The sequence below is a fragment of the Halorubrum sp. CBA1229 genome, from assembly GCF_003721435.2.
GTDB lineage: Archaea > Halobacteriota > Halobacteria > Halobacteriales > Haloferacaceae > Halorubrum.
On record NZ_CP054585.1, the window covers coordinates 1,596,275 to 1,619,310 of the forward strand.

Consider the following 23,036-nt stretch of genomic DNA (forward strand, 5'->3'; position numbering starts at 1 on the left):
TTTATTTCGTTTCGCCCGATTCCGCGGTCTCGCCCGCTTCCGCCCCTTTCACCTCTTCTCCTCCGCCTTCGCGGTCCCGCCAGTCGATGATCTCGTCGGCGGCCGCGACCCGCTTCTCGTAGTACGCGAGGGGGTCGGCGGCCACCTGCATGTGGTCCTCCTCGTTGTGACAGATCCCGTAGTTCGCCAGCGTCTCGCAGGTGGGCGGCGGGTACTGCGTGCCGCGGTCGTCTTTTAAATACTCCGTCTGGTAGCGGATCCCCTCCGCGTCGAGGCTCGTGTCGGCGCAGAACGTCACCACCTCGTCCGGCGTCATCCCGATCCCGACGAGGAACGCCATCAGCGCGAACGACTCCGGCGGCGAGAGGTCGGCGTCGCGCTCGGCCTTCTCGATCAGGTTCGTCATGCACGGCGGGAACAGCTCGGGGGCGACGACGTCGACCGGCCCGGTGTAGCTCCGCTCGGAGAGGAGGCGCTTGAGGTCGGCGACCCCGTCCTCCAGCTCCGCGGCGATCCCCTCGCCGGCGGCCAGCTCGAACGGGAGCCCCTCGCGCACCCGCTCTTCCACCGCGGCCTCCAGCGCGTCCAGCAGCTCCTCGCGGGAGACGCGCACCGCGCCGTCGGCGAGCGCGCGGTTGACGAGCCGCCACGAGGGCCCCCACGAGGGCGACGTGAGCCGGAGGTACGGTCCCGCGTCGATCCAGTAGTGGGCGGGGTCGCGGCCGGGGGACCCGGCGCCGGGCGTTCCCGTTCCGGCCGCTCCGCCCGCCTCCAACCTGCTCCCCGCCGGCTCCGGGCGCACCGCGTCGGCGAGGTCGAACTCGGCGAGCACGCCGTCGAGGGCGACCGTCGGCGTCGACACCGACCGCAGCTCGCCGTCGGTCGCGAGGTCGTCGCGGATCCGGTCGACCGCGGTCGCGGCCTCCGCGGCGGCGTACTTCTCGATGGCGGGCTCGGAGTCGAGCAGCGAGACGAGGATCCGCGCGATGGGATACGACAGTAGCTCCGCCTGCACGTCGTACGCGGACTCCCCGGGGAACGCCCCGCTCTCGGACTCGACCGTCCCGTCCATCAGGGCGCGCTCGACGCGCTCGCGGCCCCGCTCGACGGCGGGCGCGTCGGCCGCGACGAGCTCCGGCAGCGACACCGCGGCGTCGGCGACGGCCTCGCGGGCGGCCGCGAAGAACGGGTACTTGGCGTCGAGCGCGTCCATGTCCGACCCGAGGTAGCGACGGGCGTCGAATAAGCGGTGCGGTCCGCGGCCGCGCTACAGCCGGCCGCGGAGGTAGTGTCCGAGGTAGCCGCCGATCACGCCCGAGCCGAGGGTGTAGGCGGCGCCGATTCCGACCACGAGGACGGCGAATATCCCGAACTCGGCCGGCGCTCCGGCGAACCCGAACAGAAAGAGCATGAAGGCGACCATCGCGACGAACGGCAGCGTCATCACGAGGCCCGCGACCGCGCCCGTCTTGAGCCCGTCCGCGGACGTGCCGCCGCAGAGGTAGCCGGCGGCCGCGCCGCCGAGGACGGTGGCGAAGGGGACGAACGACAGCACCGAGCCGACGACCCCGCCCAGCACGCCGTAGAGGAGGAGGTCGGCGGCCTCCGCGGGCGCGTCGTCACCGGGGGAGAGGAGCCCGTCCGAGCCGGCGTTCGGGCCGTCTCGATCCGTGGCGATGCCGTCGTCTGTATCGCGTCGGGTCCGCGCGTCGTTGGCGTCGCTCCGGGTGTCGTCGTCGCTCTGGGCGTCGTCGTCGCTCCGCGCGTCGCCGGTGGGGGAGGAGTCGTCGGGGACCATCGCCGGGTTACTCCTCGCCGCCCTCGGCCGGTTCGTCGCCGTCGAGCTCTTCGACCGCGGCGCCCGACGCGTTCGACTTCACGCTGTTGAGTCCCTGTTTCGCCTTCTGTTTGGAGGCGTACCCCTGCCCGCCGTCGGCGATGATGTTGCCGTTGCCGTGGCGGAGCCGCCAGCGGTACTTGTCGCCCTTGTCCCTGAACAGCTCGAAGACGGCGTCGCTCCCGCCCTCCTCCGGCGCTTCCTCGTCGCGGTCGACGTCGATCACGTGCGCGCCCGGCGCGTTTCGCTGGACGCTCTCGATCCCCGACTTCGCGTCGCGCTTGTCGGCGTACCCCTCGCTGCCGTCGGCGATGATGTTCCCGTTGTCGTGGACGAGCCGCCAGCGCCACTGCTCGGCGCTGTCGGCGTACAGCTCGAAGGTCCCCCTGCTCGCGGCGGCGTCGACGTCGACCGCGCCCTCCTCGTCGTCGAACTCCATCTCCACCTCGAAGTGGACGGTGCCGTCCGCGCGTTCGAGTTCGACCTCGATATTGGACTCGGCGGCGGGATCGACCGTAACCGTCCCGGCGTCGTCGATCGGAACCGGCTCGCCGCGGCCGAGCGCTCGCGCGATGCGCCGGAAGTAGGTCGCCAGCGCCTGTCGGCTTCGCGACTGCTTCGACTCGTGGATCGTTTCTTCGGGCATACACGTCTCGTCTCGGAGGCGGCACACAAAACCCTATGGCCGCGCGAGGGTCGGCTCCCTCCGGCGGCGGGCCCCGGTCGAGTCCGGCGATGACGGTCAGTCCCGCTCGGCGATGATCGTCTCGCCCGCGCGGACGGCGTCGCCCTCGCGCACGAGGAGGTCGTCCTCGTCGATGTCGGCGGGGCAGATTACGTCGGCGCGGGAGCCGAACGAGACGTGGCCGACGCGCTCGCCGCGCTCGACGGCGTCCCCGGGCTCCACGCTGGGGTGGATCCGACGGGCGAACCAGCCGGCGATGACCAGCAGCTCGTACTCGCCGAAGTCGATCGCGACCTGCTCGTTGCGGTCGGACTCCTTGCTGAACGCGGGCCGGTTCGCGCCGGGGCGGTGCCGGACCTCCCGGACCTCGCCCGCGATCGGCGCGCGGTTCACGTGGACGTCGGTGACGTTCATGAACACGCCCACTCGCAGGCGGCTCCCCTCCTCGCGCACGACCGAGACGGTGCCGTCTGCGGGCGCGACGACGACCCCCTCGGCGTCCGGGGTGTCCCGGTCGGGGTCGCGGTGGAACCAGAGGACCCCGAACGCGAGCGCGAGCAGCCCGGCGCCGACCGGCGGGAGGAGGGGGAGCGTCGCGGCCCCGAGGAGGGCGGGCGCGAGCGCGAGCCGCCACGCCTCGTCGACGACGGGGAACGGGAGGACGCGCGCGAGCGGCGGATTCCGGGCCATCGTCAGGCCTCCACCGGCTCCCGGAGGTCGGGTCGGAGATCGGTGCGACCGGCCGCCCACGCGGCGAGCAGGTGGGTGAGGTGGATCCGGTCGTCGAGGCCGTCGGTGAGGTCGAGGTCGGCCTCGCCGGCGAGCACGTGGAGCCGCGCGAGGTCGTCGCCGCCGTACTCGGAGCCGGCGCGGGCGACCCGCAGGACCTCCCGGAGGAGCTCTCCGCCGTCGTACCCCCCCTCGTCGAGCAGGTCGTCGAGGGCCGACCGCGCGTCCGCTAGGTCGCCGGCACGGGCGTCGGCGAGCGCCTCGCGGATCGCGTCGTCGTCGCCGACCTCGCCGAGCGTCTCGTAGGCGGTCGACATGGTGATCTCGCCGCCCTCGACCGCGGTCGCCTGCGCGGAGAGGATCGCCTCGCGGAGGTCGCCGCCGGCCGCGCTGGCGACGAACTCCAGGCCGTCCCCGTCGTAGTCGACGCCCTCGCGCTCGCAGATCGTTTCGAGGACGTCGATCGTCTCGTCGGTCGTCGGCGCGCGCACCCGCACCGGGAAGCAGCGCGACCGAATCGGCGCGATGAGCTTCGACGGCTGTCGGGTGGCGATCACGAACTGCGTGGTGCGGTGGTGCTGCTCCATCACGCGCCGGAGCGCCTGCTGGAAGTCCTCGCGGATCGACTCGGCGTTGTCGAGGAGGACCGTCTTGTACTCGCCCGACATCGGCGCGTACGACGCCGACTCCTTCAGCACCCGGTTTATCATGTCGCGTTTCGCCATCCGGCTCCGCCCCTGCAGGAACCCCTCGAAGCGGGGGTCGGTCCGGATCTCCTTTTTCGTCCGGCCGAAGAAGTCGGCGACGTTGATCTCGATCAGGTCGCTGTCGGGGTTCTCGTGGGCGGCGCGGGTCAGCGCCCGCGTCGCCGCCGTCTTCCCGACCCCCGGCGGTCCCTGCACGACGAGGTTCATCGGCTCGTCGACCGCGCGCTCCAGCCGCTCGCGGGCCTCGTCCTGTCTGATCTCGTCGAGCGCGGGAGCGTGCGCGTCGATCCACAGCGGTCCGTCCATGCCGTGTCCGTCCGGGACGCGCGCTCAAGAATCGGTCGGTCGATGCGCCGAACCGGGTCGGGTCGCCCCGGCGGTCGGGGACGCATTCGAGACGCTCAGCGACAATTCATTACGATCGACCCCCACTCTAGACGTTCAGAAGTCGGTCGCAGTTGCTGACCGAGTGATCGAGATAACAGATTTTAAGAACGTTAGAGGCAGTTTGGGTTGCTCTGCTACCGTTCCTGTTTTTTAATAATATTTTGAGTAAATGAACATCAATCGTTAAGTATGGGGCACCCAAATCCGGGGATACATGTCACGTGACAACCGCGCTGATTCGGAGGACCGACTCACCCGCCGCCACTACGTGGCCGGCGCAGGTACCCTCGCGACCGTGGGGATCGCCGGCTGTTCCGGCGGCGGCGACGGGAGCGACGGCAGTGATGGCAGCGACGGGAGCGACGGAAGCGACGGGAGCGACGGGAGCGACGGCGGCTCCGGCGACCCGGTCGAAGTGCTCCACGGCTGGACCGGCGGCGACGGCGCCGCGGCGGCCGAGGCGCTGGAAGAGGCGTTCAACGAGGCCCACCCCGACGTCGGCCTCGACATGAACCCCATCGGCGGCGGCGGCAACCAGAACCTCGACGCGGTCGTCGCGAACCGGCTCCAGAGCGACGATCCGCCGGGGGCGTTCGCCGGCTGGCCCGGCCCGAACCTCCTCCGCTACCAGGGAGTCCTCGGTAGCGTCGACGACGTGTGGGAGGAGAACGGGTTCGAGGACGCGATGGTCGACGAGGCGATCGACCTCCACCAGCAGGACGGCAGCTACCGGGCCGTGCCGCTCGGCTCTCACCGACTGAACTGCCTCTTCTACAACGTCTCGGTCGTCGAGGACGCCGGCATCGACGTCGACTCGCTGAACAGCCCCTCGGCGCTCATCGACGCCTTCGAGACGGTCGCCAGCGAGACCGACGCCATCCCGATGACCCACGGGATGTCCGGCACGTGGACGACGACGCAGCTGTGGGGCGCCGTGATGCTCGGCGAGAACGGCTACCAGCCGTACATGGACTTCCTCAACGGTGAGGGCGACGAGAGCGCCGTCCGCGCCGCGTTCGAGCGGACCGCGGAGATGCTGGAGAACCACATCAGCGACGACGCGTCCTCGATCGGCCTGACCGAATCGAACCAGAACATCATCAACGGCAACGCCGCCTTCATCCACCAGGGCAACTGGGCGGCGGGCGCGTTCCGGAACGCCGAGGACTTCGAGTACGGCGACGACTGGGGCTTCAAGACGTTCCCCGGGACTGAGGGGATGTACACGCTCCACTTCGACTCGTTCCTCTACCCGTCGAACAACCCGACGCCCGAGGCCTCGAAGACCTGGGAGGCGTTCGTCGGCAGTCCGGAGGCCCAGATCGCGTTCAACCAGTACAAGGGCTCGATCCCGACCCGGACCGACGTCAGCATGGAGGAGTTCGGTCCGTACCTCCAGGAGACGGCCGAGGACTTCGCGAACGCGGAGTACCGGCCGCCGAACCTCCAGCACGGGCTCGGCGTCCCCTCCGAGACGATGACCCAACTCAACGAGGTCATCTCCTCGGAGTTCACCGGCCCGTACAACGTCGACGCCGCGACGACGGGCTTCCTGGACGCGGTGTCGAACTGAGATCCACGCGATGCTCGATTTTTACCGTCATTTGTACCGGACGATCAGGCCCGCCTCGGAGGACGACGACGAGGTCCGCGCCGACGGCGGCGTCGTGAGTGACGGCCCCGCCGCCGACCCGGCCGAACCGGACCGGGACGTGACGACCCGTCTCAAGGAGAGGCTGGACCGCCGCTTCGGCGTCGACTTCATCGAGTCGTCCGTCTTCTGGCTCCCGCCGTTCCTGCTGATGGGACTGTTCGTCTACGGTGCGGTCATCTGGAACCTCCTCATATCGCTGACTGACTACGAGCGCTTCGAGAACGCGCCGGACTACTCGAACCTCGACTTCGAGATGTACACCCGGGCGCTCGCGGACTCCGGCTTCATCGACGCCGCGGTCAACACGCTCATCCTGCTGATCCTGTTCACGGCGGGGACGCTCGCGATCGGACTCATCTTGGCGATCCTGATCGACAGGGGGATCCGGTTCGAGAACACGTTCCGGACGATCTACCTCCTTCCGATGAGCCTCTCGTTCGTCGTGACGGCCCAGTTCTGGCTGTGGATCTACAACTACAACAACGGGATCGCCAACAACGTCATCGGGACGTTCGGCTTCGGGCCGGTGAGCTGGCTCGGCAACCAGGACATCGTCCTCTACGCGATCATCTTCGCGCTGATGTGGCAGTTCTCGGGGTACGCGATGGTCGTCTACCTCGCCGGGCTCCGCGCGATTCCGACCGAGCACTACGAGGCGGCCAAAGTCGACGGCGCGTCGACGCTGAAGATGTACTGGCGCGTGATCATTCCCCAGCTGAAGGGCGCGACCATCAGCGCCGCCGTGGTGCTGATGGTGTTCGGCATGAAGGCCTTCGACTTCCTCTACTCGCTGGTCGGTGGGTACCGGCCGCCGAACGGGGCCGACATCCTGGCGACGAAGATGGTGCGTGAGGCGTACGCGAACCTCAACTGGGCGTACGGGTCGGCGATCGCCATCGTCCTGTTCGCGATGGCGCTCAGCGTCATCGGCCCCTACCTCGTGTACGAATACCGGAGGGACAACCTATGAGCGACGCAGAACCTCGAACCGACGGTGGCGCGACGACGACGACGACAGCGCGGCTGCGCCGGACCCTCGATCAGATGACGGCCGGGGACGCCGGCCTGTACGTCGTCCTGCTGTTCGCGGCGGCGTTCTACCTCGTCCCGATCGAGTCCGGGCTGGTCACCTCGTTCAAGACCGGCACGGCGATCATCGAGACGGCGCCGTTCGCTCCGCCGGGACCGTCCGGGTTCACGTTCGAGAAGTGGCAGACCGCGATCGACGCCCTGTTGCGCGGGATGGGGAACAGCCTGCTGTACGCCGTGCCCGCGACGGTGATCTCGGCGTCCGTCGGCAGCATCACGGCGTACGGCCTGACGATTCCGACCTGGAAGAAGTCGTACAAGGCGCTGGTGCTCATGCTCATCATCGCCGGGATCTTCATCCCGTACCAGGCCGTGCTGGTTCCCCTGACCCAGTTCTGGTCGCAGTGGGTGCAGCTCGACCAGCTGCTGTCGTTCGTCTGGGCGCTCGGGATCAACAACGACTACGCCGGCATCGTCGAGCTGGTGATCACCCACGTCGCCTACGGGATCCCCATCTGTACGCTCCTGTTCCGGACGTACTACAAGACGATGAGCGACGAGATGATCGAGTCGGCCCGCCTCGACGGGGCGACGCTCCGCCGGGTGTACCGGCGGATCGTCCTCCCGCTCTCGGGGCCGATGTTCGCCGTCGTCCTCATCTACCAGTTCACGCAGATCTGGAACGACCTCCTGTTCACGCTGGTGCTCGTCTCGACGGAATCGAGCCCTGCGGCGCCAGTCGTGTTGATCCTCGCGGGTCTCGGGACCTCGATGGAGGGACAGGACTTCGCGCTCCGGATGGCCGGGGCGTTCTTCGCGGCGCTGCCGACGCTGGCGGTGTACATCCTGTTCGGCGAGGAGTTCGCTGAGGGGGTGGCGGCGTGACCCGCACGCCGATCCCGTCCGGCGACGAGCGCGGTCCCGAACGAGCGCGTTCGGGACGAGCGCGTCCGGAACGCGACGCGGCGCGGCGCACGACCGACCACACGACACCGACCACAACTCACAGATATGGCAACGCTTGAACTCGACTCGATAACGAAGACGTTCCAGGACGGAGACGAGGAGATCGTCGCGGTCGACGACGTGTCGCTGTCGATCGACGACGGCGAGTTCCTCGTCGTCGTCGGTCCGTCAGGCTGCGGGAAGTCCACGACGCTCCGGATGATCGCCGGCTTAGAGACGATCACCGCCGGTACGCTCAGCATCGACGACCGCGTCGTCAACGACGTGAAGTCGCAGAACCGGGACATCGCGATGGTGTTCCAGTCGTACGCGCTCTACCCGCATATGAGCGTCCGGCAGAACATGTCGTTCGGCCTCGAGGAGTCGACGGATCTCCCGGACGACGAGATCAATCGCATGGTGTCTGAGACGGGCGAGATGCTCGGCATCTCGAACCTGCTCGACCGGAAGCCGAGCGACCTCTCCGGGGGCCAACAGCAGCGCGTCGCCCTCGGCCGCGCCATCGTCCGCGACCCCGAGGTGTTCCTGATGGACGAGCCGCTCAGCAACCTCGACGCGAAGCTCCGCGCGGAGATGCGCACCGAGCTCCAGCGGCTCCAGAACGACCTCGGCGTGACGACGGTGTACGTCACCCACGACCAGACGGAGGCGATGACGATGGGCGACCGGATCGCCATCCTCGACGGCGGCGAGCTCCAGCAGGTCGCGACGCCGCTGGAGTGTTACCACGAGCCGGCCAACCGGTTCGTCGCGAGCTTCCTCGGCGAGCCGTCGATGAACTTCTTCGACGTGACGCGTGAGGGCGACCGCCTCGTCGGCGATGTCTTCGAGTACCCGATCGACGAGGGGATCCAATCGGACCTCGGCGACGCGACCGACCTCATCCTCGGGATCCGCCCCGAAGCGGTCGAGCTCGTCGACGCCGACGGCGACCACGAGTTCGAAACGACCGTGGACGTCGTCGAGCCGATGGGCGACGAGAACACGGTGTACCTCCACTTCGACCCCGACGCGGACCCCGAGAGCGCGGCGACGCTCGTCGCGACGATAGACGGGTTCAACCGGGTCAGCGAGGGCGACTCGGTGATCGCGCGGATCCCGGAGGACGCGATACACCTCTTCGATCGCGCCACGGGCGAGGCGCTCCACAACCGCTCGATGGAGGACGCGGCCGACCAGATCAACCTCGGCTGATCGCGGCCGGACGGCGTCGCCGTCCCTTTTAAAGCTCGCTCGTCCCGCCGGTCACCAGTACTTGGTCCGGTCGACCCCCTCCGCCAGCAGCGCCGCGGCGGCGACGTGGGCGTACGCGCTCCACGCGAGCGCGAGGAGCGCGGCGACGCTCCGCGTGGCCGTCGCCGCGAGCGCGGTCCACGCGACGACGACGAGGACGGTCGCGCCGACCCACGCGAGGAAGTACGAGCTCGAGGCCGTCCCGCGGAGGGCGTCTCGTCGAAGGCCGGCGCGAAGCCCCTCGCTGACGCTCGCGGCGGCCGCCGACGGGAAGAGGTACGCGCAGGCGACCGTGACGAGCAGCGCGGCGGTCGAGAGCGCGGCGAGCCCCACGCCGCTCAACGCGCCGGGGACCGTGCCGCTCGCGACGACGTAGCCGACGCCGACGACGGTGACGACCGCCGGCGAGAGGTAGACGGCGGCGACGCCGAACAGCCGCCCGGCGAGCCGCGCCGTGGTCTCCGTCGCGACGGGAGGGAACCCCGCTCCCGCGAGCACGCCGCCGACGAGCCCGAGGAATGCCCCGAGCGGAACGACGGCGAGCAGGAGCGGCGCCAGCAGCGCCCAGTCGGGCCAGAGCGTCGCGGCGAGTCGGAGCAGCGCGCCGCCGAACAGGAGCGCGGCGAGACACGTCGCGGTGCCGTTCAGCCGCGTCCGGTCCGCGAACGGGTACCGGAGAGCGTCGAGGAACAACTCACTCACCCCGCGGCCGCTCTGTGGCGGCGCGCGTCGGCCGGCGGTCGGTCGATCGGGACACGTCCGACCCGCTCGGCGTCGGCTCGCAAAACGGTGTCGGTCGCGCCCGCGAACGGGCCCCTCTGGGTCGTCGCTCGCGCCGCGGTCGGTCGGTCACTCGCGGATCCGTTCGACCTCGCGCCGGACCCCCTCGCGGACCCGGTCGGCGACGTCGTCGCCCCGGTCGACGGTCTCGGCGTCCTCGGTCTCCAGCAGGCGGTCGAGCCGTCGCTCGAACTCCCGCTCGTCGATGTCGCCGCGCGCGTAGCGCTCGCGGAGCGCCTCCAGCGCCGGGTCGGCCTCCCGCTGGTCGCCGCCGTCGTCCCGATCGGGGAGGGGTCGCGTCAGCGTGTGGAGCACGGGGAGGGCGACGAACAGCCCGAAGAACCAGACCAGCGGGAGGGTCCACCAGAGCCCGGTGACGAACGGGGCGGCGACGCCGCCGCCCACGACGAGGAGCGCGAACACCCGCCGCCAGCGGTGGCGGAGGTTCCACGCGATCCGTGCGGGGAGGCCGGTCATGGTCGGGACGACGCCTGCGAGGGGGAAATCGGTTTCGTCGCCGGGGCGGCGGCGGCCTCCTGCCCCCGTCTCACTCTCGGTCGATTCGGATCCGGTCGCCCGGCTCGACGCCGTGGCGCTCGCTCCACCCCCGCGGCACTTCGAGGACGTACCGGCCGGTGCCGCGGTACCGCGTGTACGGGGCCGACTCCGGCTCCGCCTCGTGGATCTCCGTGACCGTCCCGTTCGGCGCGACGAAGACGATGTCCAGCGCGAACGCCATCTCTCGCATCACGTAGGCGTGGTCGTCGCTCTCGCCGTGGACGAACAGCATCCCCTCGCCCTCTGCCAGTTCCTCGGTCGCCGAGAGCCCGACGTACCGTTTTATAAGCCCGTCGGCGACGCGCGCCTCGACGGTCGCGAGCGACTCGCCGGTCTCCCCGTCGACGGCCTCGACGGTCGTCGTCTCGTACCCCGTGATCAGGAGGGCCGGGTTCGCCGCGGCGGCGACGATCGCGCCGAGGGCGAGCAGCGCGAGGCCGGCGGCGACCCCGACGAGACGGCGATTCACGGGTGATCGTTGCGCCGGAGAAAGAAACCGTTTTCCGCTCCGACCCTGTTTAAACGGGTGAGGGCTCGTGGTCTAGCTGGTTATGACGCGGCCTTTACAAGGCTGAGATCGGCGGTTCGAACCCGCCCGAGCCCACTACCGGCGCCGCGAACACTCCGTGAGCCGCGCCGCTGTGGTTGTTCGAGGGGGGGTCGAATCCTATCAGTCGCGCGCAGCGAACGCAGTGAGCGAGCACGTCTGATTCCGGTTCGAACCCGCCCGAGCCCACTGTTGCTGTCGCGAGCCTTCGAACGACAGCGACGCCGTTCCGACTCGCGGTCAGGACAGCTGACAGAAGTACCAGTCGCCGTCGTACCGAACGAGCGGGGCGGCCCCGCCGTCCCGCGTCGAGAGTCGGTCCCGGAGGTCGCCGAACGGCTCCGAGTAGGGTTCACACTCGGCGTACGTTCCGTCGATCGCTCGGTTCACGACGTCCCGTTGCTCGGGCGGAAGCGAGTCGAGAACGACGCCGCGCCGCTCGCCGACGTGTTCCCTGAACCCGTCCGGTGACGTCGCGACGCGTTCGGTGTTGACGGTCGCGCTCGCGATCGTCACCGTCCGTCGCTCCTCGAAGGTCAACCTGAGCGGTACCCCGTCCCACTCCAGATAGCGCGTGTCTCTGCCCGGGATAAACACCGACCGGTCCCGCGCGTCGGCATCTTCGTACGCGAACACGACCGAGAACGACGTGTAGTGCGGCGCGTGAAGGAGCCCCGGATTCCCGATCGCGCCGCGAAGTGAGTCGCGGTCGTGAGCGGGTATCTCCGCGACTGAGCGGACCGCTCCGCGGTCGGGGAGCGCGGAGTCGTCGATATCGATTTCGACCGCGTACTCGTAACCGGTCGTCCGCACTCGGTCGCGCTCCGTCACCCGGAGGCGGTAGTAGCCCGCTCCGGGACCCGCGACGACGTACTCCGTCCGCGGGTCGGGCCGGTAGTAGCCGCGGGCAGTCGCGTCGCCGGGCTCCGTCTCCAGCGCGTCCGCGACGGTGACTCGCGTCGCGTGCGGCAGTCCGTCGAGCGGCGTGCTGAACTCGTTCGAGACGCCGGTCGCGGTCGCGTCGTCCAGATCGAGGGTCCCCTCGTCCGAGCCCGGACAGCGGTCCGACCGCGAGATCGGCGAGAGACACCCCGAGAGGGCGGCGGCGGCGGTGCCGACGCCGCCGATCGCCCGCAGCGCTCGTCGTCGAGTGATCTCCGTTGGAGGGCGGTTCACGGCGGCAGATCGGTCGCCCCGGTGATATACCCGTGGGTATCGCTTCTCCCCTCGCACGCGACGGACGACCGATCTCCACTGCGGGGGTCTCCGCTCCGACCGCGCGGGCATCGTGGCCATCTATTTGAGCCCGACGCGACCACCCTTCCGTATGAACGGCATCGAAGTCGCCCTCCGCCTGACGGCCGGGGTCCTGCTCATCCTGGCGAACGGGTTCTTCGTCGCGATCGAGTTCGCCCTGACCCGCGTCCGCCAGTTCTCGGAGTCGGAGTTCGACGCACCCGGGCTCCGGCGCGCGTGGGAGATGACGCAGGACTTGGAGATCTACCTCACGAGCTGTCAGGTGGGGATCTCGGCGACCAGCATCGCGGTCGGGATCGTCGCGGAACCGGCGCTCCGCGAGCTCCTCGAGCCGCTGTTCGCGAACACGGTCCTCGCGTCGGTCGGCGCCGGCGCGGTCGTCGCCTTCGTGATCATCAACCTGCTCCACCTGACGCACGGCGAGCAGACCCCCACCTACCTCGGCGTCGAGCGCACGAAGTTTGTCGCCCGGTACGGCGCGATGCCGCTCTACTGGTTCGCGAAGCTGCTGTACCCGGTCATCGTCATCGGCGACGGGGTCGCCAAATGGACGCTCCGCCGCTTCGATATCGAGATGACGGGGGCGTGGCTCGAGACGGAGACCGACCGGGTCGAGTCGCGCGCGGACCTGCGCAACCGGCTCGGCTCGCTCCTCTCCCGCAGCGACCTCACCGCGGAGCGCCGCGAGGAGGTCCTCAACGCCCTCACGATCGGCGAGATCACGGTCGACACGGTCATGACGCCCCGCGAGGAGGTCGTCTTCCTCTCGACGACGGCGGACGCGGCGGAGAACCTCGACCGGATCGGCGGCAGCCCGCACACGCGGTTCCCGCTGGTCGACGGCGAGCTCGCCGACCCGGAGGACTTCCTCGGGATCGTCTACGTCCCGTCCGTCGTCGAGCGGGTCGACGCGCTCCACGAGGGCGCGGCCGCGTTCGAGGACCTGGCCGCCCCGCCGATGACCCTCGGACCCGAGGCGCACATCAGCGACGCAGTCGACCGGTTTCAGGACGCCAACCAGGAGCTCGCGCTCGTCGTCGACGACGGGCGCGTCGTCGGACTGGTCACGGCGACGGACGCGCTGGAGGCGGTCGTCGGCGAGATCGAAGACCCGCTCGACATCGCGCTCGACGACCGATCGTCGTCGGCGTGAGGCTTCGCTCGGCCGGCGTCGGCGTGAGGCTTCGCTCGCTCCCCCTCACCGCGCCGTCCAGCCGCCGTCGGCCGCTAGCGTCTCGCCCGTGACGAAGCTCGCGGCGTCGCTGGCGAGGAACGCGACCGGTCCGGCGATCTCAGTCGGGTCGGCGAAGCGGTCCAGCGGGGTCCGGTCGAGGATCGACCGTCGGAGCCGCTCGTCCTTCCGGAGCGTTTCGGTGAGGTCGGTCGCGACGTACCCCGGCGCGACCGCGTTCACCCGCACCTCCGGGGCCCAGTCGATCGCCGCGCTCTTCGTGAGCCCGACGAGCCCGTGCTTCGAGGCGACGTACGGGTGTTGCCTCGGCAGGCCGACCTCGCCGGCGACGCTGGCGACGTTGACGACGCTCCCGCCGGCGTCTTTTAAATACGGGCCGGCCGCGCGGAGCGTCCGGAACGCGCCCCGGAGGTTCACGTCGAGCACGTCGTCGACCGCCTCGGCCTCGATTTCGGCGGGGTCGCCGAGCGCGCAGTCGGGGTTGAACCCCGCGTTGTTGACGAGCACGTCGAGCGAGCCGAACGCCGAGACGGTCTCGTCGACGAGCGCGTCCACGTCGCCGTCGTCCGTCACGTCCGCGGCGATCCCCCGCGCCTCGACGCCCAGATCGCGGGCCTCGGCGGCGACCGCCTCGACCTCCGCCGCCGTCCGCGCCGCCGGGACGACCGTCGCGCCGGCGGCCGCCAGCCCGAGCGCGATCGCCCGCCCGATCCCGCGACTGCCGCCCGTGACGACGGCGACCCGCCCCGAGAGGTCCGGCACCGCGTCTGCCGGGGAACGGGTCGCCTCTCCCGTGGCTGCGTCGCGTTCGGGCATCGCGACTCAGACCCCCAGCGCGTCAGCGAGTTCGTGGATCGACTCGATCGTGTCGTCCGGCTCGCCGCCGAACGGCTCCCACGGGGTCCCCTTCCGGTCGAGTCGGACCGCCTGCATCCCGGCGTGCGCGGCGCCCATCACGTCGAACCAGCCGGCGGTGACGTGGACGATCTCGTCGATCGGCGTCCCCGTCCGGGCGGCGCCGTGGCGGTACAGCTCGGCGGCCGGCTTGAACGTCTCCACCTCGTCGGCGCTGATCGCGTCCTCGACGAGGTCGCCGATGTCGGCGTGGGCCACCATCGACTCGAGCATCTCGGGGTTCCCGTTCGAGAGCACGTACGGCTCGTAGCCGCCCTCTCGGAGGCGCTCGATCCCAGACCGGACGTCGTCGAACACCTCCAGCTCGTGATACACCGCGAGGATCTCGTCGCGCTCCGCCGCCGAGAGGTCGACGCCGTGCGCCCGCAGGGCGTACGTCAGCGCGTCCCGGTTCATCTCGTAGAACGGCTGGTAGGCGTCGACGGCGTTCGCGACGAACGTGTACGCCAGCGACCGCGAGCGCCAGAGCCGCGACACCGGCTCGGGGTCCGCGACGCGGTCGGCCAGCGCGGCCTCGGCCGCCTCGACGTCGACGAGGGTGCTGTACGAGTCGAACGTCACCGTTCGGACGCGCTCGGGGTCGAACGACATTCGCGTCGTCCTTCGGCCGCCCCCGTCATGACTCCCCGTGGTCGCCCTCGGCGGGAGCGCGTCCTTATTCTCCGCGACGGGAGCGCGTCCTCGCTCGCACCCCCACCTCACGAATCTTTATCATCGGTGGGACTCTCGGTCCGGCAACGCGTCCCCCATGGACCCATCCGACGACCCGATCCACGTCCTCCTCGCGGTCGCCGACGCCGACGGGGCGGACTCGTCGACGCCCGCGGCGGCGTCGATCGAACGCCGCGACGACCGGTTCGTCGTCGAGACCGTCCGGGACCCCGACGCCGCGGCGACGCTGCGTTCGACCGACCGGTTCGACTGCGTCGTCGCCGCGGTCGACTTCGCGGACGGCGACGGGCTCGGTTTCCTCGTCGACGCCGCCGAGGCGCCGGAACCGGTCCCGCGCCTCCTCGTGATCGACGAGGATCGGGTCGCGGACCCCTCGGCGGTCGTCGCCGAGGCGCTCGCGGCGGACGTCACCGACGTCGTTCGGGTCGCCGAGGGCGACCCGGCCTCTCGGCTGCTCGCCAACCGGGTCGCCAACGCGGTCGAGTCGCGCCGCGCCGCGGTCGAGGTGGACCGCCAGCGCGAGCGGCTCGACCGCTTCGTGAGCGGCGTCTCACACGACCTCCGGAGCCCGCTCAACGTCGCGCAGGGCCGGCTGCGGATGGCCCGGGACGACCCCGAGGGCGAGCACCTCGACGTGGCGGCGGCCGCGGTCGACCGCACCTTCGAGCTGATCGCCGACCTGCTCACCCTCGCCAAGCAGGGGGAGAAACCGCGCGAGCTGGAGTCGGTCGGGCTCCGCGAAACAGTCGAGGAGTGCTGGGCGACCGTCGCCACCGGCGACGCGACGCTGGTCGTCGAGAGCGACCGGCGGGTGCTGGCCGACCCGAGCCGGCTGAAACAGCTCCTCGAGAACCTTATCGGCAACAGCGTGGAACACGGTTCCACGGGCAGCCGGGCGGACCCCGGCGACGACGTCACCGTCACCGTCGGCGCCGTGACTCCGATGTACACCGCGACGCGCGCCGACACCAGCCTCCCGACCGGATTTTACGTGGCCGACGACGGCCCGGGGATCCCCGAGGCGGAACGCGACCGCGTCTTCGAGGTGGGGTACACGACCGACCGAGACGGCACCGGCTTCGGGCTCAACATCGTCCGCGAGGTCGCCGCCGCCCACGGCTGGGAGGTCCGCGTCACCGAAAGCGCCGACGGCGGCGCCCGCTTCGAGGTCACCGGCGTCGCCGTCGACGAATGAGAGGGGGTTGGCGACCGCTCCGCGGTGAGGGTCTCGTCGGCGGAAAAATTGCGGCGGCGCTCGCGGCGCGTGGACGGGTCGCCGTCACGGCGCCCGCGTTCCGATTCGGATCGGCTCCGCGTCTGATCCCCCGGTCGACTCCGTCGGCGGGACCCGGGTGCGCGTTCCGATCGGCGATTCCTCGGTCGTCGTGCGGTCGTCGTTCGGCATCGCAACTGTGTGACATTCACAGGTACGGAAGAGCGTTTTGTGCTAATGTGGGGGGATCGGCTTGTAGACTGGATATTTTAATAGGAGTTGTAACGGAGAGGAGCGAACGTCACGACACCGAGCGAGCCCCGTCGATTCCGCTCGTGGCTCTCCGAAACTCGTTGGTCGGTCTCAGGCGGGAGCGCCGCGGGATTCGAGACGGCCACCGCGACAGACGCGACATGTCGGCCGAGGTTTCGGCGTCGACCACACCGCGTTCGACCGGGGTTCTCTGCACCGCGCCGTCACCCGTCTCACGCGGAGCCGATACCGTCTGCGCCGTCCCGGTGACAGAAAAACGGGCGGTACAGCCGCGCTACTGCGGTCGCCGACGTCGCCGTCTGCGCGCTCACTCGTCTTCGAACACGCCCCTGACGATCGTTTCGATGAGCGCGTCTTCGACCTCCTCGTAGGCGGCGTCGGTGTCGGCACCGATCGGGGCGTTCCGCGACCGCGCGGTAAAGACGAGCGAGATGAACATCTGGTCGATCAGCTCGGGATCGTCGTACCGGAACGCGTCGAGTTTCGCCCAGCGCTCGGCGAACGGGAGCGCCGAATCGCGGATCTCGGTCGCGATCGACTCCCCCTCGGACTCGGCGTCGGCGATGCGGTCCTGTAGCGCGCGCAGCTCGCCGTCGACGATCAGCGAGGAAATGAGCGGGTTCGATCGCACCTCGCGCAGCGTCGTTTTCAGCAGCACGCGTACCTCCTCGCGCGGGCTGTCGACTTCGGCGACGGCGTCGGCGATCTTCCCCTCCAACGACTCGCGCTCCGCGAGGAGCACTTCGACGTACAGCGCCTCCTTGGAGTCGAAAAACTGGTAGAACGTGCTCGTGCCGATCCCGACTTCTGCCGTGAGATCGCTGATCCGCGTGCGTTCGAACCCGAACTGCGTGAACAACTCTCGGCCGGCGTCGACCAGTTGAGACCGGATTCGCTCGCGATCCCGATCGGTGAATCGGCTCATTGGTGAGATATTCGGCCGTTGTCTATCGATCGGGAATGCTCCATCGATCGCACGTTGTGAACCCAAAAACAAAGTGTTTATTGATTCGTGGCCGTGTGATCGGGTATGGAGCAGACCGCGGCGGGAGACGACACGGTGCGTTCTAATCGCCAGTATCGAGACGCGACACGGACGCAGGCGGTGGAGCGATGAGGCGGGCCCCCGTCGATACGGACGACCGTCGTCCCGGGAGGGGGTCGGTGTGAGACGGACGACGCTTCTCGCCGTGTTCGCCGCCGCGTTGATGCTGACAAGCGGGACCGTCGGCGTGGCCGCCGGTATGGCGCCCGTGAGCTCGACGGGTACCGAGTCAGGCGGGGCCGGAGCGGCTGCGGACCTCGCCGGGCCGACCGCCGTGGACTCGCCTGCGCGGTCACAGGTGGCCGGCGTCGTGCGCGGGTCGCCCGACCTGTCAGTCGTCATCCCCCGGCCGGAAGTGACGCCCGGACGGACGAACGAGGTGACGCTGCAGCTCGTCAACGACGGTGACGTCGATCTCGGGACGCCGCAGACGCGTGACATCGTCACCACGGCACGCAACGTCCGCCTGACGGCCGAGGCGGACGATTCCCCGCTCACGGTCGAGACCGGAACGCTGGCGCTCGGCGCCGTGACCGAGACCGCCCCGCGCGAGGTGCCGATCGCGGTGAGCGTACCGAACGGCACCGATCCGGGCAACTACGAACTCGAGGTCGAACTGGAGTACTCGTACACCCGCCAGCAGTCCGGCGGCGTCACCTACGACCGGCAGGAGACGGTCACCGCCGATGTCGACGTCGAGGTCACCGAAGACGCGCGCTTCCGGATCGTCGACGTGACGACCGACGCCCAGATCGGCGATCAGGGCACCATCGAGGCGACGGTCAGAAACGTCGGTGCGACGGCCGCGTACGACGCGACGGTCGCGTTGGAGTCGTCGAGCGCCGGGCTGGCGCTCGGACAGGGGACGTCGGACGCGGCGCTGGTCGACTCGATCGCCCCGGGCGAGAGCGTCACGGTCCCCTACGACGCCTCGTTCTCACCGACGGCGCCCAGCCGACAGTACGCCCTCTCCGGTCGCGTCACCTTCGAGACGCCGGACGGCATCCCCCACGCCGACGAGGGACTCTCCGCCGGCGTGGCGCCCCTCGGTGAGCAGACGTTCTCCGTGAGCGACGTCGCGTCCACGTTACGCGTCGGCGAGGACGGCGAACTCAGGGGCACTGTGACGAACGACGGCCCGGTCGCGGCGGACAACGTCGTCGTTCAGTACGCGGGCGACTCCGCGAACGTCATTCCGATCGAGCGGTCGGCCGCGGTCGGGTCGCTCGACTCGGGCGAGTCGACGGAGTTCGCGCTTCCCATCTCGATCGGGGGCGAGTCCGAGACCGGCCTCCGCTCGATCGACCTCGCGGTTCAGTACCGGAACGACGACGGTGAGGTTCGCGGCTACGACGAGTTGGCCGTCGACGCCGCCGTCGCGCCGGAGCGTGACCGATTCGGCGTCGCCGTCGAGAACCGCAGCATCGAAGCGGGCGGTACGCGGACCGTCGAGGTCGCGGTCACGAACAACCTCGAGGAGCCCGTGACCGACGTCGAAGCGCGGCTGTTCGCCGACGACCCGCTCGATACGGGCGCCACCGACACGGGATACGTCCGGTCGCTCGGGCCGGGCGAGACGACGACGCTGACCTTCGAGCTGACCACGACCGGCTCCGCGACGGCCGGGAGCACCTTCCCCGTCTCGCTCGACTTCCGGTACGACGACGCGGACGGCGACAGCCACCTGTCTGACACCTATCGCGTGCCGATCGACGTGACCGCGAGCGAGGGCGGCGGGCTCCCCGTCCCCGTCATCGTCGTCGCGCTGCTCGTGGTCGCGACCGGCGCCCTCGTCGTCTATCGGAGGCGGCAGTAGCCGATGTCGGTCGGTGAGCGAATCGAGGCGGGAGCACGCCGGCTCAACGACGTCGTCGTCGATCGACCGCGACGGGTCGTCGTCGCGTTCCTCCTGCTCACGGTGGTGTTCTCCGGCGGGATCGGACTCGTCAATACCGACACCGGCGCCACCGACGCGTTCACCGAAGGACTCGACGAGCAGGAGGCGCTCGACGCGGTGAACCAAGAGTTCGACGACCCCTTCGAGCCGGAGCGCGAGTCCACCCAACTCATCCACACCGGCGGAAACGTCCTGACGCAGGAGGCGCTCGTCCGCGAACTCAGACTGCTCGAGGAGCTCACGCGCCGCGACGATCTCCGGGTCGCGTCAGCGAACGGGCCCGCGACGGTCGTCGCGAGGGCGATCGATCCGTCGGCGACGACGATCCCGGAGCAGCGACGCGCGCTGGAGGACGCCAGTCCCACGCAGATCCGTCGTACGGTCCGCGCGCTCCAAGAGGACCCGCGCTTCAGCCGGGCGGTCTCGACCGATTTCAACCCGACGAGCGCCAGCGCCTCGGCCTCGATCACGGTCGTGTCTCACGACGTCCCCGCCGGCTTCACCGACGCGGACCTCCAGGAGCTGCAGACGACGATCCAAGCGATCACGGCCGATTCGCCCGGCGATATCCGAGCGTTCGGCGCCGGCGTCACGAACGCCGAGACGGCCAACGTCATCGTCGACTCGCTCACGATCGTGATGCCGGTCGTCGTGCTCCTGCTGCTGTTGTTCCTGGTCGTCGCCTACCGCGATCCGATCGATCTCGCCTTGGGACTGTTGGCGCTGCTGATGACCGTCGTCTGGACGTTCGGCTTCCTGGGCTTCTCCGGGATCCCGTTCAGCCAGCCGATGATCTCGGTGCCCGTGCTGTTGCTCGCCGTCGGCGTCGACTTCGGGATCCACATCATCAACCGCTATCGCGAGGAGGCGGTCACCGGGTACGAACCCCTCGAGGCGATGCGCGAGGCGAACAACCAGCTCATGATCGCCTTCGTCATCGTGACGGTGACGACGGTGTTCGGATTCGGCGCGAACGTGATCTCGGACCTCGGCCCGATCCGCGACTTGGGTATCGCCTCGGCGACCGGCATCATGTTCACCTTCCTGATCTTCGGGCTGTTCCTCCCGGCGGCGAAACTGGAGGTCGACAAGCTCCGCGAGGCGTACGGGGTCCCCGAGTTCAACTCGGCGCCGATATCCTCGAGCGACTCCGCCCTCGGCCGACTGCTGACGTTCCCCGCACAGATCAGCCGGTACGCCCCGATCGCCTTCGTGCTCGTGTTGGTCGTCACCGGCGGCATGGCGGCGGCGTACGGGAGCGGCGTCGACACCTCCTTCGAGACGGAGGACTTCCTCCCGCCCGAAGAGCTGCCCGAGTACGTGACCGGATTGCCGGAGCCGTTCGCGCCCAGCGAGTACACCGTCACGGAGACGATCACGCTCTTGGAGGACCGCTTCTCGACGAACCAAGACCAATCGGTGACGATATACCTCGAAGGGAACTTCCAAGAGGACCACGCCTTGGAGGCGCTCGCAGCGCCGAACGACGATCCGCCGGGCGCGCTCGCGGTCGGTGAGGGCGGCAGCGCACGCCCGACCAGCATCGTCACCGTGATCCAAACGCAGGCGGATCGCGACCCCGAGTTCGCCCGGCTGGTCGCTCGCAGCGACGTGGACGGGAACGGGATCCCCGACCGCAACCTCGAACGGATCTACGACGAGCTGTTCGCCTCGCCGGCCGGTGACCGCGCCGCGCAGTATCTCACGCCGGACCGGCGAACCGCGCAGGTCGAGTACGCGATCGAGGCCGGCTCCTCCCAGGGCGAAGCGTCCGCCGACGCGCGGGAGTTCGCCACGCAGTTCCGGTTCGCGGCGACGGCGACCGGGCAGCTCGTCGTGTTCGACGCCGTGACAGACATCATCTTCAACTCGGCGATTCAAGGACTGATCCTCGCGATGGTGTTGACGGGGGTCTTCCTCGTCATCTCGTACGGGGTCTTAGAGGGGAAACCGCTGCTCGGGATCGTGAACCTCTTCCCCATCCTCATCGCCATCGCGTTCCTGCTCGGGACCATGCGGTTCCTCGGGCTCTCGCTGAACGCGCTGACGGCGACGATCCTCTCGATCTCGATCGGGCTGGGCATCGCGTACTCCGTCCACGCCACACACCGGTTCGTCGACGAGTTCAACGAGAACGCAGACGCCTACGAGTCGATGGTCATCACCTTCTCCGGGACGGGCGGCGCCCTCCTCGGGAGTATGCTGACCACGTCGCTCGGAACCGGGGCGCTCGCGCTCGCGATCACCCCCGTGCTTGGTGATTTCGGGTTACTGACCGCGCTGAGCGTCCTGTACTCGTTCGTGTTCACGGTCGTGGCGCTCCCCCCGGCCGTGCTGTTGTGGGAGCGGTATCACGGCGCGCGGTCGAGCGCCGACCTGCCCGTGGACCGCCACTACTGAAGTCGCGGTCCGCGCGCTCTCTCAACGCCGCTGTGACGACGGGGATCAGACGCCTGCCGCTGCGTGAACGCGGAGGGCGTCGGCTCCGTCTCGAGTAGTCGGGAACCGGTTCGTGAGAGCGCGACGGGCGCTGGTTCGACTGTCGAACGGATCGACCTTTCAGGCGTGAGACGGTCGCAATCGGCGTCCTGAAAAAAGCGATTTCTGACATCACTCTCCCGTCTCATCATAGCAACATCTACACTGGTGTAGTATCGAGATTGGAGCGAATGGCCGACTCGTTGTGGTACCCGTCCGTCGAAGACGTCGTCACCATCCACGACGACGTCGTCGCGGAGTACCCCGATACTCCCGCCGGTGTTCGGAACCGCGGTGACATCGAGTTCGCACTGAACTACGTCGAAGAGGGGAGCTTCGGCTCAGCGCCGGAAACCATCCACCAGAAAGCGTATCACCTCCTCCGTCTCCTCGTTGCCAATCATCCCTTCGTCGATGCGAACAAACGCACTGCGCTCAACTTGACGGTCGTCTTCTACTTCCTCAACGGGTATCGGTTCGAGTACGACGACGAAGTGCGAACGATTCTGAAAGCGTTCGGCACCGACGAAGCGGCCGTCGATGAGGATGAAACCACCGACTATCTCCGATCCCACACCGAAGCACTCGATCTGGCCGGTGAGATCGAAGCATGGCGAGACGAACTCGTCCGGTACGGGCTAGACCGATTGACCGGCGATTCCTCGGACCCGAACGATTAACGGCCTTCGAAGCGTCCATTCAGGTATGGCCACCGAAGAAGGCGCAGAAACGACCTCTCCGCTTGACGACGTGATGGAGGACATCCGGCGGGAACTGGTTCGGCGGGTCGCGGCGGACGACCGAGATGCGAACCGCGAAGTCTACGACGCTCTCGAAGACGAATAAGTGCCTTGTACTGACTGGATCTTCTTCAGACAGTAGTTGGATCCCGTCGAATTCGAGGCCGTCTCTCCGATCAAGCGAGGTGGATGGGTCAATCAGCGATTGATTTTCTCTACTGCCTCCTGAGATGTACGCGAAC

General features: G+C 69.1%; 23 protein-coding genes and 1 tRNA gene. 11 read left to right on the forward strand and 13 right to left on the reverse strand.

All coding sequences use genetic code 11. The features are described 5' to 3' along the window. Position 1: 1 nt before the first annotated feature. The 5 genes from Hrr1229_RS07960 to Hrr1229_RS07980 all read right to left on the reverse strand — a co-directional run bounded on the left by Hrr1229_RS07960 (position 2) and on the right by Hrr1229_RS07980 (position 4,264). Positions 2 to 1,213: a DNA primase gene (locus Hrr1229_RS07960; RefSeq protein ID WP_123113388.1), complete on the reverse strand. Its 1,212-nt coding sequence runs from the start codon at positions 1,211 to 1,213 to the stop codon at positions 2 to 4. Between the two features lie 54 nt (positions 1,214 to 1,267). After that, complete coding sequence (locus Hrr1229_RS07965; protein ID WP_123113387.1) at positions 1,268 to 1,798, reverse strand: DUF5518 domain-containing protein; 531 nt, start codon at positions 1,796 to 1,798, stop codon at positions 1,268 to 1,270. Positions 1,799 to 1,805: 7 nt separating this feature from the next. Further along, positions 1,806 to 2,483: an HVO_2922 family protein gene (locus Hrr1229_RS07970; RefSeq protein ID WP_123113386.1), complete on the reverse strand. Its 678-nt coding sequence runs from the start codon at positions 2,481 to 2,483 to the stop codon at positions 1,806 to 1,808. 96 nt (positions 2,484 to 2,579) lie between these two features. Continuing rightward, on the reverse strand, positions 2,580 to 3,212 hold the full coding sequence (locus tag Hrr1229_RS07975; protein ID WP_123113385.1) for a protein sorting system archaetidylserine decarboxylase: 633 nt from the start codon (positions 3,210 to 3,212) through the stop codon (positions 2,580 to 2,582). Positions 3,213 to 3,214: 2 nt separating this feature from the next. Continuing rightward, positions 3,215 to 4,264, reverse strand: coding sequence for an AAA family ATPase (locus Hrr1229_RS07980; RefSeq protein ID WP_176329380.1), 1,050 nt, complete (start codon positions 4,262 to 4,264; stop codon positions 3,215 to 3,217). 496 nt (positions 4,265 to 4,760) lie between these two features. Here Hrr1229_RS07980 and Hrr1229_RS07985 point away from each other — a divergent pair, with 496 nt between their 5' ends. From Hrr1229_RS07985 to ugpC, 4 genes are all read left to right on the forward strand, one after another. Beyond that, positions 4,761 to 5,918: an ABC transporter substrate-binding protein gene (locus tag Hrr1229_RS07985; protein ID WP_176329426.1), complete on the forward strand. Its 1,158-nt coding sequence runs from the start codon at positions 4,761 to 4,763 to the stop codon at positions 5,916 to 5,918. Between the two features lie 31 nt (positions 5,919 to 5,949). Then, a complete protein-coding gene (locus Hrr1229_RS07990; protein ID WP_123113383.1) occupies positions 5,950 to 6,969 on the forward strand; it encodes a sugar ABC transporter permease in 1,020 nt (339 codons plus the stop codon). Further along, positions 6,966 to 7,913 carry a carbohydrate ABC transporter permease gene (locus Hrr1229_RS07995; RefSeq protein WP_123113382.1) on the forward strand — a complete coding sequence of 316 codons (948 nt, stop codon included), beginning with the start codon at positions 6,966 to 6,968 and terminating at the stop codon, positions 7,911 to 7,913. Before Hrr1229_RS07990 ends, Hrr1229_RS07995 begins: the two co-directional genes overlap by 4 nt. A gap of 126 nt (positions 7,914 to 8,039) precedes the next feature. Continuing rightward, the gene (gene ugpC, locus Hrr1229_RS08000; RefSeq protein ID WP_123113381.1) at positions 8,040 to 9,188 is read left to right on the forward strand and encodes a sn-glycerol-3-phosphate ABC transporter ATP-binding protein UgpC; all 1,149 of its coding nucleotides are present in this window, start codon (positions 8,040 to 8,042) and stop codon (positions 9,186 to 9,188) included. Positions 9,189 to 9,239: 51 nt separating this feature from the next. Here the strand turns inward: ugpC and Hrr1229_RS08005 are convergent, their stop codons facing one another. The 3 genes from Hrr1229_RS08005 to Hrr1229_RS08015 form a co-directional block, all read right to left on the reverse strand. Further along, positions 9,240 to 9,920, reverse strand: coding sequence for a hypothetical protein (locus Hrr1229_RS08005; protein ID WP_123114885.1), 681 nt, complete (start codon positions 9,918 to 9,920; stop codon positions 9,240 to 9,242). A 156-nt stretch (positions 9,921 to 10,076) separates the two neighbouring features. After that, positions 10,077 to 10,484 (reverse strand): SHOCT domain-containing protein, encoded by a 408-nt coding sequence (locus tag Hrr1229_RS08010; protein WP_123113380.1) that lies wholly within the window; start codon positions 10,482 to 10,484, stop codon positions 10,077 to 10,079. A gap of 70 nt (positions 10,485 to 10,554) precedes the next feature. After that, complete coding sequence (locus tag Hrr1229_RS08015) at positions 10,555 to 11,034, reverse strand: DUF192 domain-containing protein (RefSeq protein ID WP_123113379.1); 480 nt, start codon at positions 11,032 to 11,034, stop codon at positions 10,555 to 10,557. 61 nt (positions 11,035 to 11,095) lie between these two features. Between Hrr1229_RS08015 and Hrr1229_RS08020 the strand changes: the two genes are divergently transcribed. Next, a tRNA-Val gene (locus Hrr1229_RS08020) sits at positions 11,096 to 11,169 on the forward strand. 183 nt (positions 11,170 to 11,352) lie between these two features. Here the strand turns inward: Hrr1229_RS08020 and Hrr1229_RS08025 are convergent. Continuing rightward, positions 11,353 to 12,288 (reverse strand): hypothetical protein, encoded by a 936-nt coding sequence (locus Hrr1229_RS08025; protein WP_123113378.1) that lies wholly within the window; start codon positions 12,286 to 12,288, stop codon positions 11,353 to 11,355. A gap of 151 nt (positions 12,289 to 12,439) precedes the next feature. Between Hrr1229_RS08025 and Hrr1229_RS08030 the strand changes: the two genes are divergently transcribed. Further along, entirely contained in the window at positions 12,440 to 13,522 is a 1,083-nt protein-coding gene (locus tag Hrr1229_RS08030) for a hemolysin family protein (protein ID WP_123113377.1), read from the forward strand. A gap of 45 nt (positions 13,523 to 13,567) precedes the next feature. Here the strand turns inward: Hrr1229_RS08030 and Hrr1229_RS08035 are convergent, their stop codons facing one another. After that, positions 13,568 to 14,377: a glucose 1-dehydrogenase gene (locus tag Hrr1229_RS08035; RefSeq protein WP_123113376.1), complete on the reverse strand. Its 810-nt coding sequence runs from the start codon at positions 14,375 to 14,377 to the stop codon at positions 13,568 to 13,570. Between the two features lie 6 nt (positions 14,378 to 14,383). Beyond that, the gene (locus tag Hrr1229_RS08040) at positions 14,384 to 15,067 is read right to left on the reverse strand and encodes a haloacid dehalogenase type II (RefSeq protein WP_123113375.1); all 684 of its coding nucleotides are present in this window, start codon (positions 15,065 to 15,067) and stop codon (positions 14,384 to 14,386) included. A 157-nt stretch (positions 15,068 to 15,224) separates the two neighbouring features. Here Hrr1229_RS08040 and Hrr1229_RS08045 point away from each other — a divergent pair, with 157 nt between their 5' ends. Continuing rightward, positions 15,225 to 16,343 carry a HAMP domain-containing sensor histidine kinase gene (locus Hrr1229_RS08045; RefSeq protein WP_123113374.1) on the forward strand — a complete coding sequence of 373 codons (1,119 nt, stop codon included), beginning with the start codon at positions 15,225 to 15,227 and terminating at the stop codon, positions 16,341 to 16,343. Positions 16,344 to 16,427: 84 nt separating this feature from the next. On the opposite strand, the gene Hrr1229_RS18155 is transcribed toward Hrr1229_RS08045, so the two are convergent. Further along, positions 16,428 to 16,553: a hypothetical protein gene (locus Hrr1229_RS18155; protein WP_255212466.1), complete on the reverse strand. Its 126-nt coding sequence runs from the start codon at positions 16,551 to 16,553 to the stop codon at positions 16,428 to 16,430. A gap of 388 nt (positions 16,554 to 16,941) precedes the next feature. Then, positions 16,942 to 17,559 (reverse strand): TetR/AcrR family transcriptional regulator, encoded by a 618-nt coding sequence (locus tag Hrr1229_RS08050; protein WP_123113373.1) that lies wholly within the window; start codon positions 17,557 to 17,559, stop codon positions 16,942 to 16,944. A gap of 241 nt (positions 17,560 to 17,800) precedes the next feature. Here Hrr1229_RS08050 and Hrr1229_RS08055 point away from each other — a divergent pair, with 241 nt between their 5' ends. The 4 genes from Hrr1229_RS08055 (at position 17,801) to Hrr1229_RS08070 (ending at position 22,900) form a co-directional block, all read left to right on the forward strand. Then, on the forward strand, positions 17,801 to 19,495 hold the full coding sequence (locus tag Hrr1229_RS08055; protein ID WP_255212467.1) for an exo-alpha-sialidase: 1,695 nt from the start codon (positions 17,801 to 17,803) through the stop codon (positions 19,493 to 19,495). 3 nt (positions 19,496 to 19,498) lie between these two features. After that, the gene (locus Hrr1229_RS08060; protein WP_123113372.1) at positions 19,499 to 21,976 is read left to right on the forward strand and encodes an MMPL family transporter; all 2,478 of its coding nucleotides are present in this window, start codon (positions 19,499 to 19,501) and stop codon (positions 21,974 to 21,976) included. 269 nt (positions 21,977 to 22,245) lie between these two features. Beyond that, positions 22,246 to 22,734 (forward strand): type II toxin-antitoxin system death-on-curing family toxin, encoded by a 489-nt coding sequence (locus Hrr1229_RS08065; protein WP_123113371.1) that lies wholly within the window; start codon positions 22,246 to 22,248, stop codon positions 22,732 to 22,734. Between the two features lie 25 nt (positions 22,735 to 22,759). Next, positions 22,760 to 22,900 carry a hypothetical protein gene (locus Hrr1229_RS08070; protein WP_176329381.1) on the forward strand — a complete coding sequence of 47 codons (141 nt, stop codon included), beginning with the start codon at positions 22,760 to 22,762 and terminating at the stop codon, positions 22,898 to 22,900. Positions 22,901 to 23,036 lie beyond the last annotated feature (136 nt).